Annotated in this window: 20 protein-coding genes and 1 riboswitch; of the genes, 16 read left to right on the top strand and 4 right to left on the bottom strand. The window is 67.2% G+C overall.

Going from position 1 to position 22,287, the window contains the following annotated elements:
- Nucleotides 1-33: 33 nt before the first annotated feature.
- From ACP7AG_RS17590 to mmcB, 8 genes are all read left to right on the top strand, one after another.
- Nucleotides 34-1,290: a polyhydroxyalkanoate depolymerase gene (locus tag ACP7AG_RS17590; RefSeq protein WP_426032418.1), complete on the top strand. Its 1,257-nt coding sequence runs from the start codon at nucleotides 34-36 to the stop codon at nucleotides 1,288-1,290.
- A gap of 204 nt (nucleotides 1,291-1,494) precedes the next feature.
- Complete coding sequence (locus ACP7AG_RS17585; protein WP_426032416.1) at nucleotides 1,495-2,214, top strand: M48 family metallopeptidase; 720 nt, start codon at nucleotides 1,495-1,497, stop codon at nucleotides 2,212-2,214.
- Nucleotides 2,215-3,084: 870 nt separating this feature from the next.
- Nucleotides 3,085-4,212, top strand: coding sequence for a ferritin-like domain-containing protein (locus tag ACP7AG_RS17580; protein WP_426010135.1), 1,128 nt, complete (start codon nucleotides 3,085-3,087; stop codon nucleotides 4,210-4,212).
- Nucleotides 4,213-4,299: 87 nt separating this feature from the next.
- Nucleotides 4,300-4,839, top strand: coding sequence for a lipocalin family protein (locus ACP7AG_RS17575; protein WP_426032414.1), 540 nt, complete (start codon nucleotides 4,300-4,302; stop codon nucleotides 4,837-4,839).
- An 8-nt stretch (nucleotides 4,840-4,847) separates the two neighbouring features.
- Nucleotides 4,848-5,393, top strand: a complete 546-nt coding sequence (locus ACP7AG_RS17570; protein ID WP_426032412.1) for a lipocalin family protein — start codon at nucleotides 4,848-4,850, stop codon at nucleotides 5,391-5,393.
- A gap of 51 nt (nucleotides 5,394-5,444) precedes the next feature.
- Nucleotides 5,445-5,699 (top strand): type II toxin-antitoxin system Phd/YefM family antitoxin, encoded by a 255-nt coding sequence (locus tag ACP7AG_RS17565; protein WP_426032411.1) that lies wholly within the window; start codon nucleotides 5,445-5,447, stop codon nucleotides 5,697-5,699.
- On the top strand, nucleotides 5,696-5,962 hold the full coding sequence (locus tag ACP7AG_RS17560) for a Txe/YoeB family addiction module toxin (RefSeq protein ID WP_426032409.1): 267 nt from the start codon (nucleotides 5,696-5,698) through the stop codon (nucleotides 5,960-5,962). The genes ACP7AG_RS17565 and ACP7AG_RS17560 overlap by 4 nt, the downstream gene beginning before the upstream one ends.
- A 40-nt stretch (nucleotides 5,963-6,002) precedes the next feature.
- Nucleotides 6,003-6,461: a DNA repair putative endonuclease MmcB gene (gene mmcB, locus ACP7AG_RS17555; RefSeq protein WP_426032407.1), complete on the top strand. Its 459-nt coding sequence runs from the start codon at nucleotides 6,003-6,005 to the stop codon at nucleotides 6,459-6,461.
- 15 nt (nucleotides 6,462-6,476) lie between these two features.
- Here mmcB and ACP7AG_RS17550 read toward each other — a convergent pair whose 3' ends face one another.
- Together ACP7AG_RS17550 and recQ are read right to left on the bottom strand one after the other, a co-directional pair.
- Nucleotides 6,477-6,761, bottom strand: coding sequence for a hypothetical protein (locus tag ACP7AG_RS17550; protein WP_426032405.1), 285 nt, complete (start codon nucleotides 6,759-6,761; stop codon nucleotides 6,477-6,479).
- Nucleotides 6,762-6,839: 78 nt separating this feature from the next.
- The gene (recQ, locus tag ACP7AG_RS17545; RefSeq protein WP_426032443.1) at nucleotides 6,840-8,666 is read right to left on the bottom strand and encodes a DNA helicase RecQ; all 1,827 of its coding nucleotides are present in this window, start codon (nucleotides 8,664-8,666) and stop codon (nucleotides 6,840-6,842) included.
- Between the two features lie 342 nt (nucleotides 8,667-9,008).
- Between recQ and ACP7AG_RS17540 the strand changes: the two genes are divergently transcribed.
- On the top strand, nucleotides 9,009-10,973 hold the full coding sequence (locus tag ACP7AG_RS17540; RefSeq protein ID WP_426010147.1) for a transglycosylase domain-containing protein: 1,965 nt from the start codon (nucleotides 9,009-9,011) through the stop codon (nucleotides 10,971-10,973).
- A 168-nt stretch (nucleotides 10,974-11,141) separates the two neighbouring features.
- On the opposite strand, the gene ACP7AG_RS17535 is transcribed toward ACP7AG_RS17540, so the two are convergent.
- Nucleotides 11,142-11,837 (bottom strand): MarC family protein, encoded by a 696-nt coding sequence (locus ACP7AG_RS17535; RefSeq protein WP_426010149.1) that lies wholly within the window; start codon nucleotides 11,835-11,837, stop codon nucleotides 11,142-11,144.
- 87 nt (nucleotides 11,838-11,924) lie between these two features.
- Between ACP7AG_RS17535 and pyrF the strand changes: the two genes are divergently transcribed.
- On the top strand, nucleotides 11,925-12,614 hold the full coding sequence (pyrF, locus tag ACP7AG_RS17530) for an orotidine-5'-phosphate decarboxylase (RefSeq protein ID WP_426010150.1): 690 nt from the start codon (nucleotides 11,925-11,927) through the stop codon (nucleotides 12,612-12,614).
- On the opposite strand, the gene ACP7AG_RS17525 is transcribed toward pyrF, so the two are convergent.
- Nucleotides 12,611-12,811, bottom strand: a complete 201-nt coding sequence (locus ACP7AG_RS17525) for a DUF1674 domain-containing protein (protein WP_426010151.1) — start codon at nucleotides 12,809-12,811, stop codon at nucleotides 12,611-12,613. The genes pyrF and ACP7AG_RS17525 overlap by 4 nt on opposite strands.
- A 68-nt stretch (nucleotides 12,812-12,879) precedes the next feature.
- On the opposite strand from ACP7AG_RS17525, the gene ACP7AG_RS17520 reads away from it, so the two are divergent.
- The 6 genes from ACP7AG_RS17520 to ACP7AG_RS17495 all read left to right on the top strand — a co-directional run bounded on the left by ACP7AG_RS17520 (nucleotide 12,880) and on the right by ACP7AG_RS17495 (nucleotide 22,065).
- Nucleotides 12,880-14,160 (top strand): RsmB/NOP family class I SAM-dependent RNA methyltransferase, encoded by a 1,281-nt coding sequence (locus ACP7AG_RS17520; protein WP_426032403.1) that lies wholly within the window; start codon nucleotides 12,880-12,882, stop codon nucleotides 14,158-14,160.
- Nucleotides 14,161-14,234: 74 nt separating this feature from the next.
- Complete coding sequence (rpe, locus tag ACP7AG_RS17515; protein WP_426010153.1) at nucleotides 14,235-14,894, top strand: ribulose-phosphate 3-epimerase; 660 nt, start codon at nucleotides 14,235-14,237, stop codon at nucleotides 14,892-14,894.
- Between the two features lie 9 nt (nucleotides 14,895-14,903).
- The gene (locus ACP7AG_RS17510) at nucleotides 14,904-16,676 is read left to right on the top strand and encodes a heparinase II/III family protein (RefSeq protein ID WP_426032401.1); all 1,773 of its coding nucleotides are present in this window, start codon (nucleotides 14,904-14,906) and stop codon (nucleotides 16,674-16,676) included.
- Between the two features lie 266 nt (nucleotides 16,677-16,942).
- Nucleotides 16,943-19,360, top strand: a complete 2,418-nt coding sequence (locus ACP7AG_RS17505; RefSeq protein WP_426032399.1) for a TonB-dependent receptor plug domain-containing protein — start codon at nucleotides 16,943-16,945, stop codon at nucleotides 19,358-19,360.
- A gap of 139 nt (nucleotides 19,361-19,499) precedes the next feature.
- A riboswitch (ZMP/ZTP riboswitch) is annotated at nucleotides 19,500-19,580 on the top strand.
- A gap of 28 nt (nucleotides 19,581-19,608) precedes the next feature.
- Nucleotides 19,609-21,198: a bifunctional phosphoribosylaminoimidazolecarboxamide formyltransferase/IMP cyclohydrolase gene (gene purH / locus ACP7AG_RS17500; protein ID WP_426032397.1), complete on the top strand. Its 1,590-nt coding sequence runs from the start codon at nucleotides 19,609-19,611 to the stop codon at nucleotides 21,196-21,198.
- A 117-nt stretch (nucleotides 21,199-21,315) separates the two neighbouring features.
- Nucleotides 21,316-22,065 carry a dienelactone hydrolase family protein gene (locus ACP7AG_RS17495; RefSeq protein WP_426032395.1) on the top strand — a complete coding sequence of 250 codons (750 nt, stop codon included), beginning with the start codon at nucleotides 21,316-21,318 and terminating at the stop codon, nucleotides 22,063-22,065.
- The last annotated feature ends 222 nt before the right edge of the window (nucleotides 22,066-22,287 follow it).

The following is a 22,287-nucleotide window of genomic DNA, read 5'->3' as shown; positions in this document are numbered from 1 at the left end:
TGTTATGTTGCGTTGCAACATATTGGATGCGCCATGCTGTACGCCCTGCACGAGGCAAATTTTTACGCCTCCACGCCCCTCCGTATGGCGGCTCGCGCCGCCCGCGATTTCTGGGGCTCGCCGCTGAACCCGGCGGCGAACAGCGATGTCGGCCGGCGTCTCCACGCCGGCGCCGACCTGTTTTCCAACGTCACCCGTCGCTATGGCAAGCCGGCCTGGAACATCGACAGCATCAAGGTCGGCCAGGTCGATGTGCGGGTGCGGCCCACCGTGGTCTGGGAGAGCCCCTGGGCGCGGCTGATCCAGTTCGACCGCGACATGTCCGACATGCGCCGGGCCGGCAAGTTCAGCCTCGATCCCGCCGTGCTGATCGTCGCGCCTCTCTCCGGTCACTACGCGACCCTGTTGCGGGGTACGGTCGAGGCCTTCCTGCCCGACCACGCGGTATTCGTCGTCGACTGGATCAACGCCCGCGAGGTCTCGGTGCTCGAGGGCCGGTTCGACCTCCACGACTATATCGACCACATCCGCCAGATGCTGGCGGTGCTGGGTCCGCGCCCCAATGTGGTGGCCGTCTGCCAGCCCGGTCCAGCCGTCCTGGCCGCCGCGGCCCTGATGGCCGAGGACAACGACCCTTCGCGCCCGGCCAGCATGACCTTCATGGGCTCGCCGATCGACGCGCGGCTCTCTCCCACGGTGACGAACAATCTCGCCGAGGAAAAGCCCTTCGCCTGGTTCCAGTCCAACATGATCTACACCGTGCCGCCGCCCTATCCGGGCATGGGCCGGCGCGTCTATCCGGGCTTCGTGCAACTGGCCAGCTTCATGAGCATGAACAAGGCCAAGCACCAGGAAGCCCACCAGCGCTACTTCCAGGACCTGGTGAAGGGCGACGGCGACAGCGCCGACAAGCACCTAGAATTCTATGACGAATATCTGTCGGTGCTGGACCTGACCGAGGAATTCTACCTGCAGACCATCGACATCGTCTTCCAGCAGCACCTGCTGCCCAAGGGCGAGCTGATGCATCGCGGCCGCTTGGTGAAGCCCGAGGCGATCACCGACATCGGCCTGATGACCGTCGAGGGCGAGAACGACGACATTTCCGGCATCGGTCAGACCCAAGCGGCCCACGGCCTGTGCTCGGGGCTGTCGGACGATCAAAAGGAAGACTACGTCCAGCCCAATGTCGGCCATTATGGCGTGTTCAACGGCCGGCGGTTCCGCGAGGAAATCTATCCCCGCGTCCGCGACTTCATCCGCAAGAGCGACCCGAATTTCAACATTTGAGGCGTCTTTGTCTCCGGCGCCGCCCCTCCCCCGCCTTCCCGGCGAAGGCCGGGGCCCAGATGAAACCCACGAGCCGCTCTGGGTGAATCTGGGTTCCGGCCTTCGCCGGGAAGACGGATTCGAGTGCGCTTGGCGCTTCCCAATGGGTAGTCCCAGCTTGTCGCCAGCCTTGCGTGACGCACCGCGACGGGCGATCTAGAGGACATGAATCTCTTCCGCCCGCAGCGCTATGCCGACGGTGACCGGCTGGACGTGCGCGGCTGCGCGGTGCGGCTTAAGGTTGATGGCCGGGCCCGGCGGGTGTCGCTGCGGGTCGATCGCGCCAAGTCCGAGGTGGTGGCCCTGGCTCCCACCCCGCGCCGCCTCAGCGAGGCCGCAGCCTTCGCCCACGAGAAGGCCGAATGGATCGCCGGCCAGCTGGCCGGCCTGCCCACCCGCCAGGTCGTCGCGCCGGGCGGCGTGTTGCGCCTATTGGACCGGCCCTACCGACTTGAGGTCGGCCCTGGCCGGCCGAAAATGACCGACGCGGCGCTGATCGCCCCTGACGACAGCACATGGTCGCTGCGCATTCTTCGCCTGGCCAAGCGCGAGGCCCTGACCCGGCTGACCGAACGCACCGCCCACCACGCCGCCGCCCTCAACCGCCCCATGCCCTCGGTGGCCGTCGCCGACCCCAAGGCTCGCTGGGGGTCTTGCCGGCCGGCCAGGCCCGGAACCCCGGCCGCGATCCGCTATAGCTGGCGGCTGGTGCTAGCGCCGTTCGACGTGGCCGACTACGTCGTCGCCCATGAATGCGCTCATCTGATCGAAGCCAATCACGGGCCCCGGTTCTGGGCCCTGTGCGGTCAACTGGCCGGCGATCCGGCCCCCCACCGGGCCTGGCTGCGAGCTCATGCGGCGGAGCTTCACGCGATCTCGGCTTAGGGCGCGAGGGGCTTGGGCGCGCGCAGCTGGGGACATGCACTCATGCCCCGGCCTTGGCCGGGTTGCAGTGGCTTGGCCGTGAGTGCGTGTCCCCATCTTCGCCCGCTGCGTTGGTGGTTGAAGCAGGGATAGTCTTTAAGCGTCCGGGATGACGGTGAGGACACGCACTCACCCCACCGTCCCGACAGGTTTTGACAGGTCGTGGAATGAGTGAATGTCCCCGGCGGGGATCGCCGTCGCGCCATCCCCACAATCGCAACCTCAAACTCCGGCAACTTCAACGCCCAAAAAAATAACCAGCGTCACAACCGCTGGCGCACTCAAACCTCCCGTATGCTGATCTCACCTCGTCGCGGGGGAAGGGCGCATGGCCAGCGACCGATGCGGCGGCGGGGGGCGATCGAGCGGGACTGGGCTGGAGGGGGTTACTCCAGCGCGTCCGGGGAGCCTGGCGTTGCAGGCCCCGCCCGCCGTCGGCGTCGACGGGGAACCAGCGTGCGTGTCCGTTGATCCGCGCCCTCGTCACCCGTTTGGACCGGAAACGGTTCACACGGGATCCGGCTAAGCCTCAACAGGGCTGCCTACCGGACGCGGACGGATAACGATGGCGCCGAGCGATCGGCTTCGTCGAAACGGTACACTGTTCAAAACACTCCGGACGTTGCCCGGCGCTCCGCGACACTTTTCAACCGCTCACAGCCAGATTGGCGTGGGACCACACACTTGTCACCAAGCCACGGCGCGTTTCAAACTTGACGCGGTCGTCACTTTTAATTTGACCCCGCCCGCCCTTTGAGTTGACAGTGTTCAGATAGGCCAGAGACCCGCGTCAGACGGGCCCTGTCCAGCCCCTTAGGCGAGGAGCCCCCCATGACGGACAAGAACATCACCAAGGACGCCATGTACGACGCGGTGGCGCCGGACGACTTCGAGTCGATGCTCGAGCTGGACCGCTACAACAACCGCTCCACGGCCTTCGACAAGATCATCTCCGCGACCCACGACCACTTCTGGGACCCGCTGGACAAGGCCTATATCGATTTCGACGAGCCGTTCGACATGGAGAACCAGGCCCTGGTTCCCGAGGAGCTGGTCATCGCCCTGTCCACCGACTACGTCTCCAACCACCTGTCCGATCCCAAGCAGCGCATCCGCTTCATCAACCAGTCGGTGCTGCGCAGCTTCTCTTCGATTCTGCATGGTGAGCAGGGCGCTCTGAACCTGTCGGCCTCGCTGTGCCACGTGCTGAAGGACCAGGGCGCCCAGGAATACGCCGCCAACCAGACCCGCGAAGAGGCCCGTCACGTCACGGCCTTCGCCAAGTACATCAAGGCCCGCTGGGGCAAGCCGGTCGAGTGCGGCCCGGCCCTGAAGACCCTGCTGATCGAGATCATCGGCGCGCCGGAGGTCTACAAGAAGATCATCGGCATGCAGATGCTGGTCGAGGGCCTGGCCATGGGCGCCTTCGCCACCTTCTACAACCAGATTAACGATCCGGTCGGCAAGAAGATGTTGCAGCTGGTGATGACCGACGAGGCCTTCCACCACAAGTTCGGCAAGATCTGGGCTGACCGCACCGTCCCCAAGCTGAGCCCCGAGGAGCACGCGATCATCGAGGACTGGGCGGCGCACTGCTTCCAGACCCTGCTGTTCAACCTGGTCTCGCCGCACCAGCAGCTCGATCTCTACGCCGAGTTCGGGCTTGATCCCGACAAGGTGGTCGAGGAGTACGGGAAGATCATGACCGACGATGTCCGTCGCGAGGCCATGAAGGAGCAGACCAACATCTTCCGGGTGCTGGTCAAGACGCTGTTGAACGCCGGCATCATCACCGAACGCACCAAGGCGTTCTACGCGATGTATGTCGATATCGATGAGCTGAAGTCCGAAGGCGACCGGATGGTCGGCGACGACATCGCCGAGGAGGGCATCCGCCACCTGCAGGCCATCAACTTCCGGGATCGGCCCTCTGCCCCTGTGACCATCGCCGCCGAATAGGGTCCTCGGTTTGTTTCTCAGCGCCTCGACGGGGAACCCCGGCGAGGCGCTTTGCGTTTCTGGCGTCTTATGAGGCAAGGTGGCGACATGCGCATCCGATCGTTCGTTCTGGCCGCGACCCTGGTCGCGATACTCGCCCCGAGTCTGGCGCCCAGCCTGGCGCTCGCGGCCGCCCAGCCACCTTCCAAGCCGGTTTCGGCGGCCTTCTACACCGGCAAATGGTACGAGGTCGCCCGCACGCCCAATGCGGGCCAGCGCGATTGCCAGGCCGCCACCACCCAGTTCACTGACAAGGGCGCCGAGGGCTTCACGGTCGTCCAGATCTGCCATAAGGGCAGCGCCTCCGGTCCGCCTAAGACCTTCAACACCACGGGCAAGATCGCCGCCGGAAGCCAGAACGCCAAGTTCAGGATGAGCTTCCTGGGAGGGCTGAAGAAGCAGGAATACTGGGTTCTGGACCGGGCCGGCGACCAGTCCTGGGCGATCATGGCCACGCCGGGCGGCAACTTCGTCTGGCTTCTGTCGCGCGACGCCGTGATGAGCCCGGCCGCCAGGGCCACCGCCCTGGCGCGGGTCAAGGCCCTGGGCTACGCCAAGCTGGAATTCCCCAAGCAGCCGCCGGCCTGAGGTCGCTGATGACCCGCCGCCTCCTCGGCTTCGCCGCAGTTCTCCTGACCGCGATCGGTCTCGTCGCCTGCGTGGCCGGCCCCAGCGGTAACAGGAACCCGCCCCAGCCCGCCAAGGCCGTGGATCTCGATCGCTATGCCGGCCGCTGGTATGAGGCGGCCCGCTACGACATGCGATTCGAGAAGGGCTGCGACGGGGTCACGGCCGACTATTCCAAACGCCCCGACGGCCTGATCCGCGTGGTCAACACCTGCCACCAGGGCGGGCCGACCGGACCGGTCAAGGTCAGCGAGGGCAAGGCCAAGGTCGTCGACGCGACTCGCCAAGCCAAGCTGAAGGTCTCGTTCTTCGGCCCATTCTATGTCGGCGACTACTGGGTGCTCGATCACGCCGAAGACTACAGCTGGTCGATCGTCGGCGAGGGCTCGGGCAAGTACCTGTGGCTGTTGACGCGCAAGCCGCCGACACCGGCGGAGCTCAAGACCCTGACCAACCGGGCTCGCGCAATGGGCTACGACACGACGATGCTACGCGTGACGCAGCACACATCTTGATTTGTACGGAATTTTGTACATATTGGTCATCGTCGATCATGGAGGATCGCGATGGACGTGCTCAGCTATTCCGACACCCGCGCCAATCTCAAAGAGGTCATGGACCGTGTCGTCGATGACCGCGCTCCAGTCGTGGTCACCCGCCAGAAGGCCGAGTCCGTCGTCATGGTTTCGCTGTCGGACTGGCACGCGATGGAAGAAACGATCCACCTCTTCTCGTCGTCGACCAATGCCGAACGCCTGCGTAGGTCGATCGCCCAGCTGGAGGGTGGGCAAGGATCTGAGCGGACGCTGATCGAGCTGTGAAGCTCGTCTTTTCGCAGGATGCCTGGGAAGACTATCTGCATTGGCAGGCCACTGATCAGGCTGTGGTGGATCGTGTGAACGCCTTAATCAAGGAATGTTCCCGCACGCCGTTCAAGGGCACGGGCAAGCCTGAGCCGCTGACGGGCGACCTGAAGGGCTGGTGGTCGCGGCGCATCACGCTAGAGGACAGGCTGGTTTATCGCGTGGCCGGTTCAGGCGAAGACCAGAGGCTGGAAATCGCCCAATGCCGTTACCACTATTGACCCCCTTGAAACCCGAACAAAGCTGGAACATGGTTCCGGCATGGACGTCGTCATCGACCTTCGGCCTTCACGGCCCCAGACCACCGACCTGGTGACGCGGGGCGCGGCGCGGTTCCTGGTGTCGCTGGGCTATGCGCCCCTGGCCGAGGTGACCCTGCCCAATGGCCGGCGGGCCGACCTGATGGCGCTGGGCCGCAAGGGCGACGTGCTGATCGTCGAGGTGAAGTCCGGGCTGGAGGACTTCCGCATCGACCGCAAATGGCCGGAATACGCGCCCTATTGCGACGCCTTCTATTTTGCGGTCGCGCCGAATTTTCCTGAAGGAATTCTGCCCGACGATCCAGGCCTGATCGTCGCCGACGGCTTTGGTGGGGCCGTGGTGCGCGAGGCTCCGGTCGCGCCGCTGGCGCCGGCGCGCCGCAAGGCGCTCACCCTGGCCTTCGCAAGGATGGCGGCGCTGCGTGCCGCCGGTGTCAATGCCGAGCGCCTCGCCCTCTAACTTGGCGCTCCCGGCCTAACGGTCGAAATTACGGGCGAGCAGGAAGCCAAACACCAGGCCGGCGACGAAGGTCCCCACAGCCAGGGCGATAGGGCGCTCTTCGGCGACCACATGGGCCGCCTGGGCTTTTTCAAGAGTCCAGGTCTTGCCGATCTCGGCTTTCTCGCCGACGAACTCGGCGGCGACATGGGCCTTCTCGGTGACGGTCTCGACGGCCTTGTCCACGGCGGCCTTGGCGCGCTTGGCGCCGGTCTTGGCCGTGGTCTTCGGGGCTGGAGCCTTGATCGTGAAGTCGGTCATACGAAATCCCACGGGGAAGAGAGCTGAAAGACGTAACGCGCCGGAAGGCAAATCGTTTCGGCCAGGCAACCCGCCAGCCTAGTTGTCGCGCACCACCTTGAGCACGCTATCGCCATAACGGTCCAGCTTGCCCTGGCCAACGCCGCCGGCCTTGGCCAGGGCGCCTAGCGTGCCGGGGCGGGCGGCGGCGATCTCGGCCAGGGTGGCGTCGTGGAAGATCACATAGGGCGGCACGTGCTGCAATTGGGCCGCCTCGCGACGCCAGGATCGCAGGGCCTCGAACACAGCCTGGTCCTCGAGCGGCACGGTCAGGGCCTGGCGTTTGCGGGCCGTCTTGCCCGCCGCCGCGCCGCCGGCGCGGCCAGGCGCCTCGGCGGTGGCAGGCTGCTGGCGCAGGGAGACCAGCCGTTCGCCACGATAGACCTGGCGCACCCCCTCGCCGTCGCCCAGACCGATCAACGGCCGGCCGTCATTGGGATCCTCGCGCAGCAGGCCCTCGAACACCAAGGTGTCGAGCAGCTCGCGCCAGCCTTGCGGGCTGAATTCCTTGCCGATGCCGAAGGTCGACATCTGGGCCTCGGCCTGGGTGACGTCCTTGGTCTTGCCCAGCAGGTGGTCGATCAACCGGCCGCGCCCGAACCGGCCGCCCATGCGGTGGGCCGCCGACAAGGCCTTCTGGGCGGCCTGGGTCGCATCCACGCCAGTGGGGGGCGAAACGCAGATGTCGCAGACGCCGCAACGCTCGACCCCCTCCTCGCCGAAATAGCGGCGAACGGCGGCGGCGCGGCAGGTGACGCCCTCAAGCATGGCGTAGAACTGCCGCAGCTTGCGCAGTTGCACCGCCTTGACCTCGTCGGGCGCGCTCTGGCCGTCGATGCGGCGCACGGCCCAGGCCAGGTCTGCGGAGCTATAGAGGGTAATGCCCTCGGCCGGCTGGCGGTCGCGGCCGGCCCGGCCGATCTCCTGCCAATAGGCCTCTATGGCGGCCGGCGGATCGGCGTGGATCACGAAGCGGACGTCCGGCTTGTCGACGCCCATGCCAAAGGCGATGGTCGCGACCATCACCGCCTCGTCGGCCTCCAGGAACTCCTCCAGCCGGCGAGCCCGGACGGTCCTGTCGAGGCCGGCATGGTAGGCCAGGGCTGGAATGCCCTCGGCGATCAGCTTCTCGGCCAGCTTCTCGGTGGAGTCGCGGCTGCCGGCATAGACCACGCCGGCCCGGTTGGGCCGCTCGGTGACCAGTTCGATGACCCGCTCGTGGCCCTTGCCCTTCTTGCGTTCGGCATTGAGGGCCAGTTCGTGGCGGGCGAAGCTGTCGACGAACTCGGCCGCGCCCTGCAGGCGTAGTTCGCTGCGGATATCGTCGCGGGTCCGGGCGTCGGCGGTGGCGGTGACCGCCAGGCGCGGGGCATGGGGGAAGACCTCGGCCAGGCGACCCAGCATGCGGTATTCGGGCCGGAAGTCGTGACCCCACTGGCTGACGCAGTGGGCCTCGTCGACGGCGACCAGCGACAGGGCCAGGCGCGACAGCCGCTCCAGCATCGACGGCTGCATCAGGCCTTCGGGCGACAGATACAGCAAGTCCAGCACGCCGGCGTCAATCCGCCGCCAGATTTCGGTTCGCTCGGCCGGCAAGGTGTTGCTGTCCAGCCGCTCGGCGGCGACCCCGGCCTGTTGCAGCCCGGCTACCTGGTCGGCCATCAGGGCGATCAGCGGCGAGACCACCAGGCCCAGGCCCGGACGGATCAGGGCGGGGATCTGGTAGCACAGGCTCTTGCCGCCGCCGGTTGGCAGCACGGCCAAGGCGCTGCGGCCCTCCAGCAGTTCGGTGATCACCCCGGCTTGCAGGCCGCGGAACTCGGCATGGCCGAAGGTGCGGCGCAAGACCTCGCGAGCCGCCTCGATCGAGGGCGGCGGCCCAGGGGAATAGCGGTCGAAACTTGAGTCAGGCTGATCGTACACGAGCGTGTTCTGACAGCGCCCGGCCACAAGGCCAAGCGCGGCGCCACGATCTAGCCCCGGAAATTGGCTCAAAAGCCGACATCGGCTTCAACGGCCCTGCAAAGCGGCTCATCACCCTGGTTTCAGCGCGATCGGAAGCTGAAACGAACCATGAACACGCTTGCGCCGCAAGATGGGGAAGACGGCGTTCATGCCTCGTCAATCTTGTCGCGCGTTCTGTGAGCTTCGGTTAAACGGATTTCGGCGCGACCTCGGGACACCCGCGCCTTTCGGGAACAGGACGACATGGCCAACGGTACCTTCGGCGGGAACAGGCCGGCGAAGCCGCAGCGCACGCCTCTGCAGGCGCTGCTGTATTGGACGATCGTGCTCGGCGTCTGGGGCCTGATCTTCGTGGTCGCCTTTTTCGCGGTATTCGCCAGCGACCTGCCCGACACCTCCAAGCTTTACGACGTCAAACGCCAGCCTTCGATCAACTATCTGGATCGCTCCGGCGCCCTGCTGGCCGTTCGCGGCAGCCAATATGCGCCGCCCGTCGATCTGGACGCCCTACCGCCCTATGTGCCGGCCGCTTTCGTGGCGATCGAGGACCGCCAGTTCTACCACCACATCGGCTTCAATCCCTGGGGCATCGGCCGCTCGATCATCTGGAACATCAGCCATCGTGGCGGCCCGCAGCGCGGCGGCTCGACCATCACCCAGCAGCTGGCCAAGAACCTGTTCCTCAGCCCCGCCCAGAACTATCGCCGCAAGGCCCAGGAGTTGATCCTGGCCGTCTGGCTGGAGCTGAAGTTTAGCAAGAAGCAGATCCTGGCACTCTACATGAACCGGGTCTATTTCGGGGCCGGGGCCTATGGCATCGAGGCCGCCTCGCAGCGCTATTTCAACAAGCCCGCCTCACAGCTGACCGTGGGCGAGGCCGCCTTGCTGGCCGGACTGATGAAGGCGCCCGCCCGCTATTCGCCGGTCTCGGCCAGCGACCGCGCGGCTCGCCGCGCCACCATTGTGCTCGACGAGATGGTGCGGATGCGGGCGATCACCGCCGAACAGCGCGACCAGGCCTTCGCCGAACCCGTGCGGGTCTCGGCGACCCTGGCCAATCAGCGCGCCCAATATTTCACCGACTATGTCGACGCCCAGGTCCGCTCGCTGGTCGGCGAACCGACCGAGGACCTGGTCGTCGAGACCACCCTGGACCTGCCGATCCAGGTGGCGGCCGAGCGTTCGGTGCAACTGGGCGTCGAGGGTCATAAGGCTCAGGGTGTGCAGCAGGCGGCCCTTGTGGCCATCGACGGCGAGGGACGCATCCGGGCCTATGTCGGCGGCGTCGACTACAGCGAGAGCCAGTTCGATCGCGCGACCAGCGCCCGCCGCCAGGCCGGCTCGGCCTTCAAGCCGTTCGTCTATCTCACCGCCATGGACCAGGGCCGCAATCCTAGCGTCGTGGTCAATGACGAGCCGGTGAAGATCGGCACGTGGGAGCCCAAGAACTACACCAACAAGTATCTGGGCCAGATGACCCTGCAGACGGCCCTGGCCCAGTCGATCAACACCGTCGCCGCGCGCCTGGCCAATGAGGTCGGCACCAGCAACGTCGCCGCCACCGCCCGCCGCCTGGGGATCACCAGCAAGATCCAACTCGACCCGTCCATGGCCTTGGGCGCTGTTGAGGTCAGCCCGATGGAGATGGCCCAGGCCTACGCCCCGTTCTCGAACGGCGGCTTCCTGGCCAAGGGCTACGGCATCGAGCGCATCCGCACCACCAGCGGCAAGGTTCTGTACGACCACAGTGTCGACAAGGGCCAGCGCCCGGCGGTCATCGGCTCGCCGTCACTGCAATATATGAACCAGATGATGCGCCAGGTCGTGGCCTCGGGCACCGGGGCGCGGGCCAAGGTCGCCAGCTACGACATCGCCGGCAAGACCGGCACCACCAGCGACTACAAGGACGCCTGGTTCGTCGGCTATACCGGCGGCTTCGTCACCGCAGTATGGACCGGCAAGGACGACAATACCCCGATGAAGAAGGTCACCGGCGGCGGCGCGCCGGCCGAGATCTGGAAGACCTTCATGAGCGCCGCCCTGCCGCGCCTGAAGGCCACCCCGATCCCCGGCGGCGTCGTCGAGCCCCCGGCCCCAGTCACCGACGACCCGATCGGAGACATACTGACGGGTCCGGGGACGCCGCAGGGTCCGGCGGCCGAGACCCCGGCTCCCGGCACGCCCCCGCCGGAGCAGCTGCCTTATTGAGGCTAGCCGGGTTGACCGGGGCCATGGCCCCGGCCAACCCGGCTAGCGCGCATTCGTCACCGCCACACGAAGGCTATGACGTCGCAAGCCTCATTTTGATGCGCCAGCAGCCTTGGCTTCGTCGCGCCCGATCACAGGGTTGCACGAGGGGGATGGAGGAACGTTGAGCTACCTGTGCTCCAGGTACGGCGCCTTCGCGTCGGCCCGGATCAGGCCCTTGGTCGCGTCGCCGACACCAATCAGCACGAACTGCACCGCCAGGGCGCAGAGGATCAGGCCCAGCACCCGCACCACGATGCTCATGCCGATCCGGCCCAGCACCCGGCTGATGATCGGCGAGGCCCAGAAGACGGCGACCAGCACCACCGACACCGCCGCGATCACCGCGCAGCCGATCGCCATGCCCGCCAGGCCAAAGCTCTTGGCCTCGCTGGCATAGATGATCACCGTCGAGATCGCGCCCGGCCCGATCAGCAGCGGCATGGCGAAGGGCACGATCAACCGCTCGAACCGCTGCTTGGCATAGACCCGCGCCGACTGGCCCTCGATGCCCTCGGCCGCGTCGGCGAACATGGTGGTGAAGTCGTCGCGCACCATGTCGAGCCCGAGGATGAACAGGATGATGCCGCCGGCGATGCGGAAGGCAGGCATCGAGATGCCGAAGAACTCCAGCAAGGACACCCCGGTGAAATAGAAGAATATCAGGAAAGCGGCGACGAACAGGCCGATATAGAGCGCCACCATTCGCCGTCCGGCTCCGGCCGCGCCCAGGGTGGCGGCGGCGAACAGCGGCACGTTGCCGATCGGGTCGATCAGGGCGAACAGCGCGACGAAGAAGTTGACGGCGAGTTCTGCCTGGCTCATTCGACCTGCTTAGCCTTCAATCCGCGTTTGGTGCTCGCCCTTCTTAGGGTGAAGCGTCGCCGCGCGCCACACCCGGGGACCTCGCCCATGACCGCCGATCCGCGCCTGATCGTCCCGCTCGATCTTCCCAGCGTCGCTGAGGCCCGCCAGATGGTTGAGGCGCTGGATGACGCCGTGTCGTTCTACAAGATCGGGCTGGAGCTGCTGGCCACCGACGGCATGGCCTTCGCCGGCGACCTGAAGCGCCAGGGCAAGCAGGTTTTCCTGGACTGGAAGCTGCACGACATCGGCGCGACGGTGGAGCGCTCGGCCCGGGTGCTGGCCGGCGCGGGCTGCGACCTGCTGACGGTCCATGCCGAACCGCAGGTGATGGCCGCTGCCGTGAAGGCCAAGGGCGGCTCGAGCCTGAAGATCCTGGCCGTCACCGTGCTGACCAGCCTGACCGACGCCGACCTCATCGAGATGGGATACGCCTTCGGAACCCGCGACCTCGTGGCCCGGCGCATTCGCCAGGCGGTGGACTGCGGCGTCGACGGCATCGTCTCCTCGCCCCAGGAGGCCGCCCTGGCCCGCGAGATCGCCGGACCCGACTTCCTGGTGGTGACGCCCGGCGTGCGCCCCTTCTGGGCCGCCAAGAACGACCAGGCCCGCGCCGCCACCCCCGCCGACGCCCTGAAGGCCGGCGCCAGTCACCTGGTCTGCGGCCGCCCGATCACGGCGGCCAACGACCCGCGCGAAGCGGCGCTGAAGGTGGTGGCGGAAATGGAGGGGGTTTAGAAATCCACCGCGACGCCCTTGCGCTCCCAGTCGCCGAACCGCGTCGGCTCGGGGCCGTCTCGACCGCCTTCCTCGGTGGGCAGGGCGGCGACCTGAGCGCCGGCGCGGCGGGCGGCGGCCTCTTCGAGGGCGCGGCGGGCGGCCGGGGTCAGGGGCTTGTCGGGGGCCGCGCCAGGCGGCAGATCGGTCTCGGACATCGGCGCTTCTTAACACCCTTCACGCCAAAAAGCTTGCGCTCGCCGTCGCCTCGGGGCACGGCGAGGCGGTGACTCAGGAACTCAATGACGGCCTCCCCGCACGGGAAGGCGCTCTCGCCCTCATCGAAGCGGCCTTGTCGCGACGCGGGGGCCTCGACGAGGCCGCTTCGGCCAACGCTTTCCGCTTTCTCGAACCGCGGGAGCGGGCCTTCGCGCGCGCCCTGGCCATGGCGGCGCTGCGCCACCTTGGCCCCATCGACCGCGCCTTGGCCGGCAAGCTGGCCAAGGAGCCGCCGCCGCGCGTGCGCAACCTGCTGCGGCTGGGCGCGACCCAGGCCTTTTTCCTGGAGGTGCCAGCCTTCGCCGCCGTCGCCACCAGCGTCGAACTGGCCGGGGCCAGCAAGACCAGCCGACCGTTCAAGGGCCTGGTCAACGCCGTGTTGCGCGGCCTGCTGCGCGACGGCGGCCTGTCGGACGCCTCCGAACACCTGGCCCCGCCCTGGCTCTACGCCCGCTGGGTCAGCGCCTATGGCCGCGACACCGCCGACGCGGTCGCCGCCCAGATCGGCTTCGAACCCGCCACCGACCTGTCGCTGAAACCCGACTTCGACGCGACCGCCCTGGCGGTCGAGCTCGAAGGCGAGATTCTGCCCGGCGGCACGCTGCGCACCGAGCGGCGCGGCGACGTCTCGGCCTGGCCGGCCTTCGAGGACGGCGTCTGGTGGATCCAGGACGCCGCCGCCGCCGTGCCCGCCCGCCTGCTGAACCTCACGCCCGGCGAGACCGCGCTCGACCTCTGCGCCGCGCCCGGCGGCAAGACGATGCAGATGGTCGCCGCCGGCGCCCAAGTCGTAGCCATCGACCGCTCGCCTGCCCGCCTGGGCCGGGTGACCGAGAACCTGGCGCGCACCCATCTGACCGCCGAGGTGATCGCCGCCGACGCCGGGGCCTGGGACGACGCGCGAACCTTCGACGCCGTGCTGCTGGACGCCCCCTGCTCGGCGACCGGCACCTTCCGCCGCCACCCCGACGTGCTGTGGGCCGCGCGTCCGGGCGACGTGGCCAGCCTGGCCGGCGTGCAGAGCAAGCTGCTCGACAGCGCCGCCGGGCGTCTTAAGCCTGGCGGTCGCCTGGTCTATTGCGTCTGCTCGCTGGAGCCCGAGGAGGGCGAGGCCCAGGTCGAGGCCTTCCTGGCCCGCCGGCCGGACATGGCGCTGGACCCGATCGTCCCTGAGGAAGGCGGCGCGCCCGCCGCCAGCCTGACGCCGAGCGGAACCCTGCGCATCCTGCCACACCACCGCGAAGGTGGCCTGGACGGGTTCTTCGCGGCGCGGTTCGTCAAGAAATAGTCGATGCCGCGCCAAACCCGCGCGCGACAACGGGCTCGCTTGTCGCGCGAGGCCAAGCCCGCTAAGCCAAGGTCATGACCGCGCCACTGATCGCCCCGTCCATTCTCGCCTCGGACTTCGCCAAGCTGGGCGAAGAGGTCGCCGCCATCGAGGCGGCCGGCGCGGACTGGGTGCATGTGGATGTGATGGACGGCCACTTCGTGCCCAACATCACGCTGGGTCCCGACATCGTCAAAGCCATCCGCCCGCACGCCACGATCCCGTTCGACGTGCACCTGATGATCAGCCCGGCCGACCCCTATCTGGAAGCCTTCCGCGCCGCCGGCGCCGACCTGATCAGCATCCATCCCGAAGCCGGCCCGCACCTGCACCGCTCGCTCAAGCGCATCCGCGAACTGGGTGCCAAGGCCGGGGTGGTGTTCAACCCCTCGACGGCGATCGACCATGTCGAATGGATCCTGGAAGACGTCGACCTGCTGCTGGTGATGAGCGTCAATCCCGGCTTTGGCGGCCAGAGCTTCATTCCCGGTCAGTTGCGCAAGGTCGAGGCCCTGCGCAGGATGGTCGAGGCCCGCGGGCTGGATGTCATCATCGAGGTCGATGGCGGGGTTACCCCGGCCACCGCGCCGCAGTGCGTGGCGGCGGGGGCCACGGCCCTGGTCGCCGGCTCGGCGGTGTTCAAGGGCGGACCCGCCTTCTATGCCGACAATATCCGCGCCTTGAAGGGCGGCTGATCCAGCAACATGGAGGGGGCTCCCGCGACACCGTCGGTCCGTAAGTCCTCCGCCTTGCTTGGCGGACCTTCCGGGCGTGGCAGATCCCGCGCGGGTCGCACCAAGGGCGTGTTCCTGAAAGCCCTGGGCGCGGCGACGCGGGCCAATGTCGAGCGTGAGTGGTTCGGCTCACCACCGCACCGCGCCCTGATCAGTCGCCCCCGCCCGGTGGGTCTGGCCGCCCATCCGCATGACCCGCGTCCAGTGGACCTGGAGCGGGGTCGGCAATTGCTGGACGGCGTCATGGCGCTGGACGGCGGCGCCCTGCGCCTGGGCGAGACGGGCGACCCCTTCGATCAGCCCAGCCCCACCCGGCAGTTCGCCATCGCTCTGCACGGCTTCAACTGGCTGCCGCACTTGATGTCGGCCGGACCCGGCTCGTCGCGTCTGGCCCTGCGCCTGCTGCAGGACTGGCGAAGGGTGTTCGGCGTCTGGAACGCCTTCTCGTGGAGCGGCGAGCGGCTGGAGCGGCGCACCTTCCACCTGGCCTGCGCGGCCCGGGCCCTGGCGCCGGAAGCGTCGGACGCCGAGATCTCGGCCATAGCGCTCGACATCGCCCGGGGCGCGCGCCAGCTGCTCAAGGCTTGCGACGCACCCCATCGCGCCCTGGAGCGGGCGGTCGTGGTCACCATCGCCGGCTGCGCCCTGTCGGGCAAGGCCAGTGACCGGCTGATCGCGACGGGCCTCAAGCGGGTCATCGCGCTGATGGAGCTCATCGTCCTGCCAGATGGCGGTCATGCCAGCCGTTCGCCCGAGGCGGGGTTGGAGCTGCTGTTCGACCTGCTCACCCTAGACGACGCCTTGAGCCAGCGCGGACGGCCCGCACCCGAAAGTCTGGGGCGGGCCATCGACCGCCTGAGCTCCTCGGTGCGGTTCTTCGTCCTGGCGGATGGCCATCTGGCCGCCTTTCAGGGCGGCGAGGCCGTCGGTCCGCGCCGGGTCGCTGCAGCCCTGGCCCATGACGACCAAGGGCCATGCCCGCCGCAGAGCGCGCCGCATGTCGGCTATCAGAAGATGCAGGGCGGCAGCATCCAGGTGATGGCCGACGCCGGGCCGCCGGCCAAGGGCGTGCTCAGCGTCGCGGCCTGCGCCCAGCCGGCCGCCATAGAGATCGTCTGCGGCAAGGACCGGCTGATCACCAGCTGCGGCTGGAGCCCGGAGGCCGCCGGCGCCAACGCCTTTCGCCTCTCGGACGCGGCCTCGACCCTGTCGGTGGGCGACGGCTCGGCCGGACGCCCCCTGGCGGGCTGGCGGGCTGGCGCGCTGGGCCCCTGGCTGATCGACGGCGCGGCCGACGTCGAGGTCAAGCGCCACGACGTGGCCGACACCGGCGTCTGGCTGGACATCGTCCACGATGGTTGGAAACGCCTGGGCCTGACCCATGCCCGCCGCCTGTTCCTTGACCTCAAGGCCGACGAACTGCGCGGCGAGGACAGCCTGCTGCCGATCGTCTCAGGCGGCGAGGACGGCCCGCGCCGCTATCTGCCGTTCATGATCAGCTTCCACCTCCATCCCGACGCCCGCGCCTCCCTGGCCCGTGACGGCAAGAGCGTGCTGATCAAGGGTCAGTCCAATGTGGGCTGGTGGCTGCGCAACGACGCGGTGGACGTGGCCATCGCGCCGTCCGCCCATTTCGATCATGGCCACGCCCGACGGGCCGGGACGATCGTCCTCAAGAGCCAGGTCCGGCCCGAAAAGGGCGCCAAGATCCGTTGGAAGTTGGCTCGAGCGGCGGACCACTGATCGCGCCCAACCCGCACGACGCGACTTTGCAATAGACGCACGAGACCGCACTCACCGTCATCCACGAAAACTTCGAGTGTTCTATTAAGCGGCAGCGTTAGGCTGCACTTAGCCGAGAAGATCAGCAATTCATTTTTATGGCGCTTCGAAGCCGCATGATGGTTCGAAGAGTCGGCGGCGTGGCCCAACCCTGCAAGTCATCAAGAAAACTTGAGGGGCACTCAACAATGTTTCGCACCAAACGAGCTTTGCTCGCCAGCTTGTCTATGGCCGCGCTATCCTTCGGCGTCGCGCAGGTCGCCATGGCGGCCGAAAGCCCGCCCACGCCCGACAATGACACCGTCGAGGCCGTCATCGTCACCGGCACCCGGGTTTCCGGCCTGAAGGCCGTCGACAGCGCCGCGCCGATCCAGGTGCTGGACTCCCTCGCCCTGAAGGGCGCCGGCAAGCCCGACCTGATGTCGGCCCTGGCCCAGGCGATCCCATCGTTCAACGCCCAGGCCTTTGGCGGCGACACTGCGGCCCTGACGCTGTCAGCCCGTCTGCGCGGCCTGAGCTCCAATCACACCCTGGTGCTGATCAACGGCAAGCGTCGGCACGGTACGGCCAACCTCGCGGTTCTCGGCGGACCCTACCAGGGCGGCGCCGCGGCCGACCTGAACTTCATCCCGCTGTCGGCCATCGACCACATCGAAGTGCTGCAGGACGGGGCCGCCGCCCAGTACGGCACCGACGCCATCGCCGGGGTGGTCAATATCATCCTCAAGAAGAGCGCTTCGGGCGGCTCGCTCGACGTCACGGGTGGCAAGTACAGCGCGGGCGACGGGGAGACGGGCAATGTCTCGGCCAATATCGGCCTGGCGCCGTTCTCCGACGCCTATCTGAACATAACGGCCGAGACCCGGTATCACGGTCTCAGCGACTGGGGCGGCGACGACCAGCGGGTGATCCGCGGCGCCACCGCCGCCAACGGCTGGGCCGCCAGCTTGGCGGGATATCCGCACACCAACAAGATCTCGGGCGACGCCCGCTATCAGCTGACGACCTTCGCCTTCAACAGCGGCGTCGAGATCGGCGACGTGAACCTCTATTCGTTCGGCACCTACGGCCACAAATACGCCGGCGCCTATGAGAACTTCCGCAAGCCTAGCCGCCTGCCACAACTCTATCCGCTGGGCTTCAACCCGATGGAGACCATCAAGGAGGAAGACTACGCCTTGACGGTTGGCGCGGAGGGCAAGCTGTTCGGCGATTGGAACTGGGACCTGTCCACCACCTACGGCCGCGACTTCGCCGCCATCAACATCACCAATTCGGTCAATAAGGACCTCTATCTGGCGGCCGCCACGGTGCCGGGCCACGGCTCGACCCAGTCGGCCTTCCACGCCGGCGCCTTCCTCTCCACCCAGTGGACCACCACCCTGGACCTGAGCCGAGGGTTTGATATCGGCATGGCCGGTCCGCTGAACGTCGCCTTTGGCGCCGAGCAGCGGCACGAGACCTATAAGATCAAGGCCGGGGAGTATTCCTCGCGCTATAATGGCGGCTCGCAGTCCTATCCGGGCTTCTCGCTGACCGACGCCGGCGAGCATGAACGCGACAACGAGGCGGTCTATGTCGATTTCGCGCTGAAGCCGGTCGAGGCCCTCCAGTTGGACGCCGCCGCGCGCTACGAGCACTTCAGCGATTTCGGCGACACCACCGTGGGCAAGCTAACCGGTCGCTATGACTTCACCGACAGCTTCGCCCTGCGCGGCACGGCCAGCACGGGCTTCCGCGCCCCGACCCTGGCCGAAGAGAACTACTCGGCCACCAATGTCGGCCCGACCTCGGCGTTCGTGCAGCTGGCGCCGAACTCCATCGGCGCCAAGCTGGTGGGCGTCACTGGCCTCAAGCCCGAGAAATCGACCAACTACAGCGTCGGTTTCGTGGCCCACCCGATCTCGCGCATGACCGCTACGATTGACGCCTATCAGATCGAGATCAAAGATCGCATCGCTGGCAGCGGCTCGCTGTACGGGGCCGGCGGGGCGCACAACTACGCGGCCGTGTCCGCCGCCATCGCCGCCAACGGCAATTCGATCTCCGACGACGCCACCGACATCGGCATCAACATCTTTACCAACGGCCTGGACACCCGGACCCGCGGCGTCGAGGCAGTGCTGAGCTATTCCAGCGACTTCGACACCTATGGCCATGTCGAGTGGAGCCTGGCGGGCAACTACAACAAGACCGAGGTCACCAAGATCGCGCCCGCGCCCACCCAACTGGCGGGCGCATCATTCTACGACAAGGCCGCGATCTCCGATCTTGAGACCGCTTCACCGGAGTACAAGATCTCGGGCGGAGCGCTCTACTCGCACGGCCCAATCACCGTCAACCTGCACGAGACGCTGTACGGAAAGTCCACCGAATACGCCACCTATGATGGCGGCAAGTACTGGCTGGAAAAGGTCGATTCCGCTTTCATCACCGACATCGAGGTGTCTTGGAAAGTCATGCCGCAGTTCAAGGTCTCGGCCGGCGCCAACAACCTGTTCGACAAGAAGCCGGACAGGAAGAGCGCCGACGAACTCGAGGACGCGGCCGACAACGGCAACGGGGCTCAGGACATCTATCCGAGCTTCTCGCCGTACGGCCTGAACGGCGGCTACTACTACGGCAAGTTCGCCTACACGTTCTAAGGACACGGCGGCCGGCGTTCGCCTTCGGGCGGACGTCGGCTGACGCCGGAAATTGAAGCCTCTTACGGCCCGAGTTGTCACGGCGATGCTTCGCATCTTCAGGCCGTTGTTGACTCCCCCGCCTCCCTCCGTATTTTCGCGCCGTTCGCGTGACTGGCGCTAGTGATGGGCAACCATCGGGGAGCACGAACCTCATCCGCCGCGCGCCTGGGCTCCCTTTCGTCTTTCCATAGACCCGGAGCTCCGCCGTGCCCGCCGCCCCTGACTATCCGTCCGCACCCGATCTCGTCGCCCCCAGGCGCGCCCTGCTGTCGGTTTCCGACAAGACCGGTTTGGTCGAGGCCGCCCGGGTGCTGCACGCGGCCGGGGTGGAGTTGGTCTCGACCGGCGGCACCAAGGCGGCGATCGCGGCGGCCGGCATCCCCGTCAAGGACGTCTCCGACCTCACGGGCTTCCCGGAGATGATGGACGGCCGGGTCAAGACCCTGCACCCAGTGGTGCACGGCGGACTATTGGGCGTTCGTGACGCTCCCGAACACGCTCAGGCCATGGCCGACCACGGCATTGGCGGCATCGATATCCTGTATGTGAACCTCTATCCGTTCGAGGCCACGGTCGCCAAGGGCGGCAGCTACGCCGAATGCGTCGAGAACATCGACATCGGCGGCCCGGCCATGATCCGCTCGGCGGCCAAGAACCACGGCTATGTCGCCGTCTGCACCGATCCGTCGGACCTCTCCGAAGTGCTGGAGGCCCTGAAGGCCGGTGGCACGACCCTGGCCCTGCGCCAGACCCTGGCGGCCCGCGCCTACGCCCGCACTGCGGCCTATGACGCGGCGATCTCCACCTGGTTCGCGGCGCGACTTGGTCAGGACTTCCCGGGCCGCAAGACCATCGCCGGCGCGCTGCGCCAGGTGATGCGCTACGGCGAGAACCCGCACCAGAAGGCGGCCTTCTACACCTTCCCCAGCCCCCGCGTCGGCGTGGCCACCGCCACCCAGTTGCAGGGCAAGGACCTCAGCTACAACAACATCAACGACACGGACGCGGCCTTCGAGCTGATCGCCGAGTTCGACCCGGCCCAAGGTCCAGCCGTCGCGATCATCAAGCATGCCAACCCCTGCGGCGTAGCGGTGGGCGGCAGCCAGCGCGAGGCCTACGAACGCGCTCTGGCCTGCGACCCCACCTCGGCCTTCGGCGGCATCGTCGCGGTCAACAGCCGCCTGACCCGCGAAGCCGCCCTGCAGATGGTCGAGATCTTCACCGAGGTAGTGATCGCCCCCGAGGCGGATGACGACGCCGTCGCCGTGTTCGCCGCCAAGAAGAACCTGCGTCTGCTGATCACCGGCGGCCTGCCCGACGCCCTGTCCACCGGCGACACTTTCAAGTCGGTGGCCGGGGGCTTCTTGGTCCAGTCTCGCGACGACGCCCGGATCACCGCCAGCGACCTGAAGATCGTCACGAAGCGTCAGCCGACCGCCGAGGAGGTGGCCGACATGCTGTTCGCGTTCACCGTGGGAAAGCACGTCAAGTCCAACGCCATCGTCTATGCCCGCGCCGGCCAGACCCTGGGCGTTGGCGCTGGCCAAATGAACCGCAAGGACTCGGCCCGGATCGCCGCCCTGCGCGCCGCCGACTTCGGCTTGGACCTCAGGGGCTGCGCCTGCGCCTCGGAAGCCTTCTTCCCGTTCGCCGACGGCCTGATCCAGGCCGCCGAGGCCGGGGCCACGGCGATCATCCAGCCGGGCGGCTCGATGCGCGACCCCGAAGTGATCGAGGCCGCCGACAAGCTGGGCCTGACCATGGCCTTCACCGGCGTGCGGGTGTTCAGGCACTAGGGCATTTTTCGAGCGAAGTGGTTCCGGTTCGCGTGAAGAAAAATGCGTCAAAACAAAAGATTAGAGCTCACGGCCTGACGCAGTCAGGTCCGGAAATGCTCTAGGAGGGGAGATCGCATGCACAGCGCTGAGTGGGGCGCCAAGGTCGCCGAGGCCTCGAAGGTCTTCAAGCCGGTTGGGCGTGGCCCCTTCCCGGTTGCCTTGATCCTGCACGGCTGCGGCGGCAAGACGCCGTTCCTGGAAGACTACGCCAAGGTCGCGGTCCAGGCCGGCTACGCGGCGGTGGTGGTCGACTCGTTCAAGCCGCGCGGCATGTCGACCATGGACGCCAAGCTGTTCGTCTGCACGGGCATGGCGGTCCAGGGCCTGAAGCGCTCGGCCGACATCTTCGCCATGTTGGCCTGGCTGGAGGGCCAGTCCTGGGCCGACCATCGCAAAGTTTTCCTGGCGGGCTGGAGCCATGGCGGCTGGGCGATCATGGACGGCTACGCCATCGGGTTGAACGCCTCCCGCGCCACCGGTCTCTCCGACGCAGACCCTATGCGCCTGCGGGCCCAGGTGAAGGGCGCACTATTGGTCTATCCCTATGCCAGCTACCCGTCCCTGACGTCCAGCAGGGGCTGGGGAACCTATGGCCCCAAGGTGTTCTCGGTGGTCGGCGGCAAAGACCAGGTGGTCGGCTGGAAATATCCGCAGAAGGCCCTGGAGCGGCTGAAGCGCGACGGGCTGTCGGTGGACACGGTCTTCTATCCCGACGCCACCCACGCCTTCGACGACGACCGCGCCAACGATCCCCGCGCCAAGTACCGCCCCGATCTGTTCGCCCAGACCAAGGACTATTTCGCCAGGGCCCTGAACGCGATCTAGACTCCATTCCGCTCATCGGGGCGAATGCCGAGACCCAGATGGAGGCCGCCGAGGCGAACTCCAGGGGCGCCGCGCTTTTCCAAACGCTCTACTGCTCCGGGACCTGGGTCCCCTGAGTTCACAAACGAAGTGCAACACTCTCTGACCGAGGTGTTGCGATGGGACAAGCCTATGATCACCTCACGCTTGAGGAGCGGTGTGAGCTTGCCCGGCGTCGTGAAG

The sequence above is a fragment of the Caulobacter sp. DWP3-1-3b2 genome (genome assembly GCF_049896325.1).
Classification (GTDB): Bacteria; Pseudomonadota; Alphaproteobacteria; order Caulobacterales; family Caulobacteraceae; genus Caulobacter.
The sequence above is the reverse complement of the archived record's forward strand: the minus strand, read 5'-3'. Positions and strand labels throughout refer to the sequence as shown.

Coding starts and splice junctions, on each gene's coding strand:
- ACP7AG_RS17525 (WP_426010151.1), bottom strand. CDS start 12,811: ATGTCCGAGACCGATCTGCCGCCTGGCGCGGCCCCCGACAAGCCCCTG.
- ACP7AG_RS17575 (WP_426032414.1), top strand. CDS start 4,300: ATGCGCATCCGATCGTTCGTTCTGGCCGCGACCCTGGTCGCGATACTC.
- ACP7AG_RS17585 (WP_426032416.1), top strand. CDS start 1,495: ATGAATCTCTTCCGCCCGCAGCGCTATGCCGACGGTGACCGGCTGGAC.
- rpe (WP_426010153.1), top strand. CDS start 14,235: ATGACCGCGCCACTGATCGCCCCGTCCATTCTCGCCTCGGACTTCGCC.
- ACP7AG_RS17565 (WP_426032411.1), top strand. CDS start 5,445: ATGGACGTGCTCAGCTATTCCGACACCCGCGCCAATCTCAAAGAGGTC.
- ACP7AG_RS17495 (WP_426032395.1), top strand. CDS start 21,316: ATGCACAGCGCTGAGTGGGGCGCCAAGGTCGCCGAGGCCTCGAAGGTC.
- ACP7AG_RS17570 (WP_426032412.1), top strand. CDS start 4,848: ATGACCCGCCGCCTCCTCGGCTTCGCCGCAGTTCTCCTGACCGCGATC.
- mmcB (WP_426032407.1), top strand. CDS start 6,003: ATGGACGTCGTCATCGACCTTCGGCCTTCACGGCCCCAGACCACCGAC.
- ACP7AG_RS17550 (WP_426032405.1), bottom strand. CDS start 6,761: ATGACCGACTTCACGATCAAGGCTCCAGCCCCGAAGACCACGGCCAAG.
- ACP7AG_RS17540 (WP_426010147.1), top strand. CDS start 9,009: ATGGCCAACGGTACCTTCGGCGGGAACAGGCCGGCGAAGCCGCAGCGC.
- pyrF (WP_426010150.1), top strand. CDS start 11,925: ATGACCGCCGATCCGCGCCTGATCGTCCCGCTCGATCTTCCCAGCGTC.
- ACP7AG_RS17505 (WP_426032399.1), top strand. CDS start 16,943: ATGGCCGCGCTATCCTTCGGCGTCGCGCAGGTCGCCATGGCGGCCGAA.
- ACP7AG_RS17580 (WP_426010135.1), top strand. CDS start 3,085: ATGACGGACAAGAACATCACCAAGGACGCCATGTACGACGCGGTGGCG.
- ACP7AG_RS17535 (WP_426010149.1), bottom strand. CDS start 11,837: ATGAGCCAGGCAGAACTCGCCGTCAACTTCTTCGTCGCGCTGTTCGCC.
- ACP7AG_RS17510 (WP_426032401.1), top strand. CDS start 14,904: ATGGAGGGGGCTCCCGCGACACCGTCGGTCCGTAAGTCCTCCGCCTTG.
- ACP7AG_RS17590 (WP_426032418.1), top strand. CDS start 34: ATGCTGTACGCCCTGCACGAGGCAAATTTTTACGCCTCCACGCCCCTC.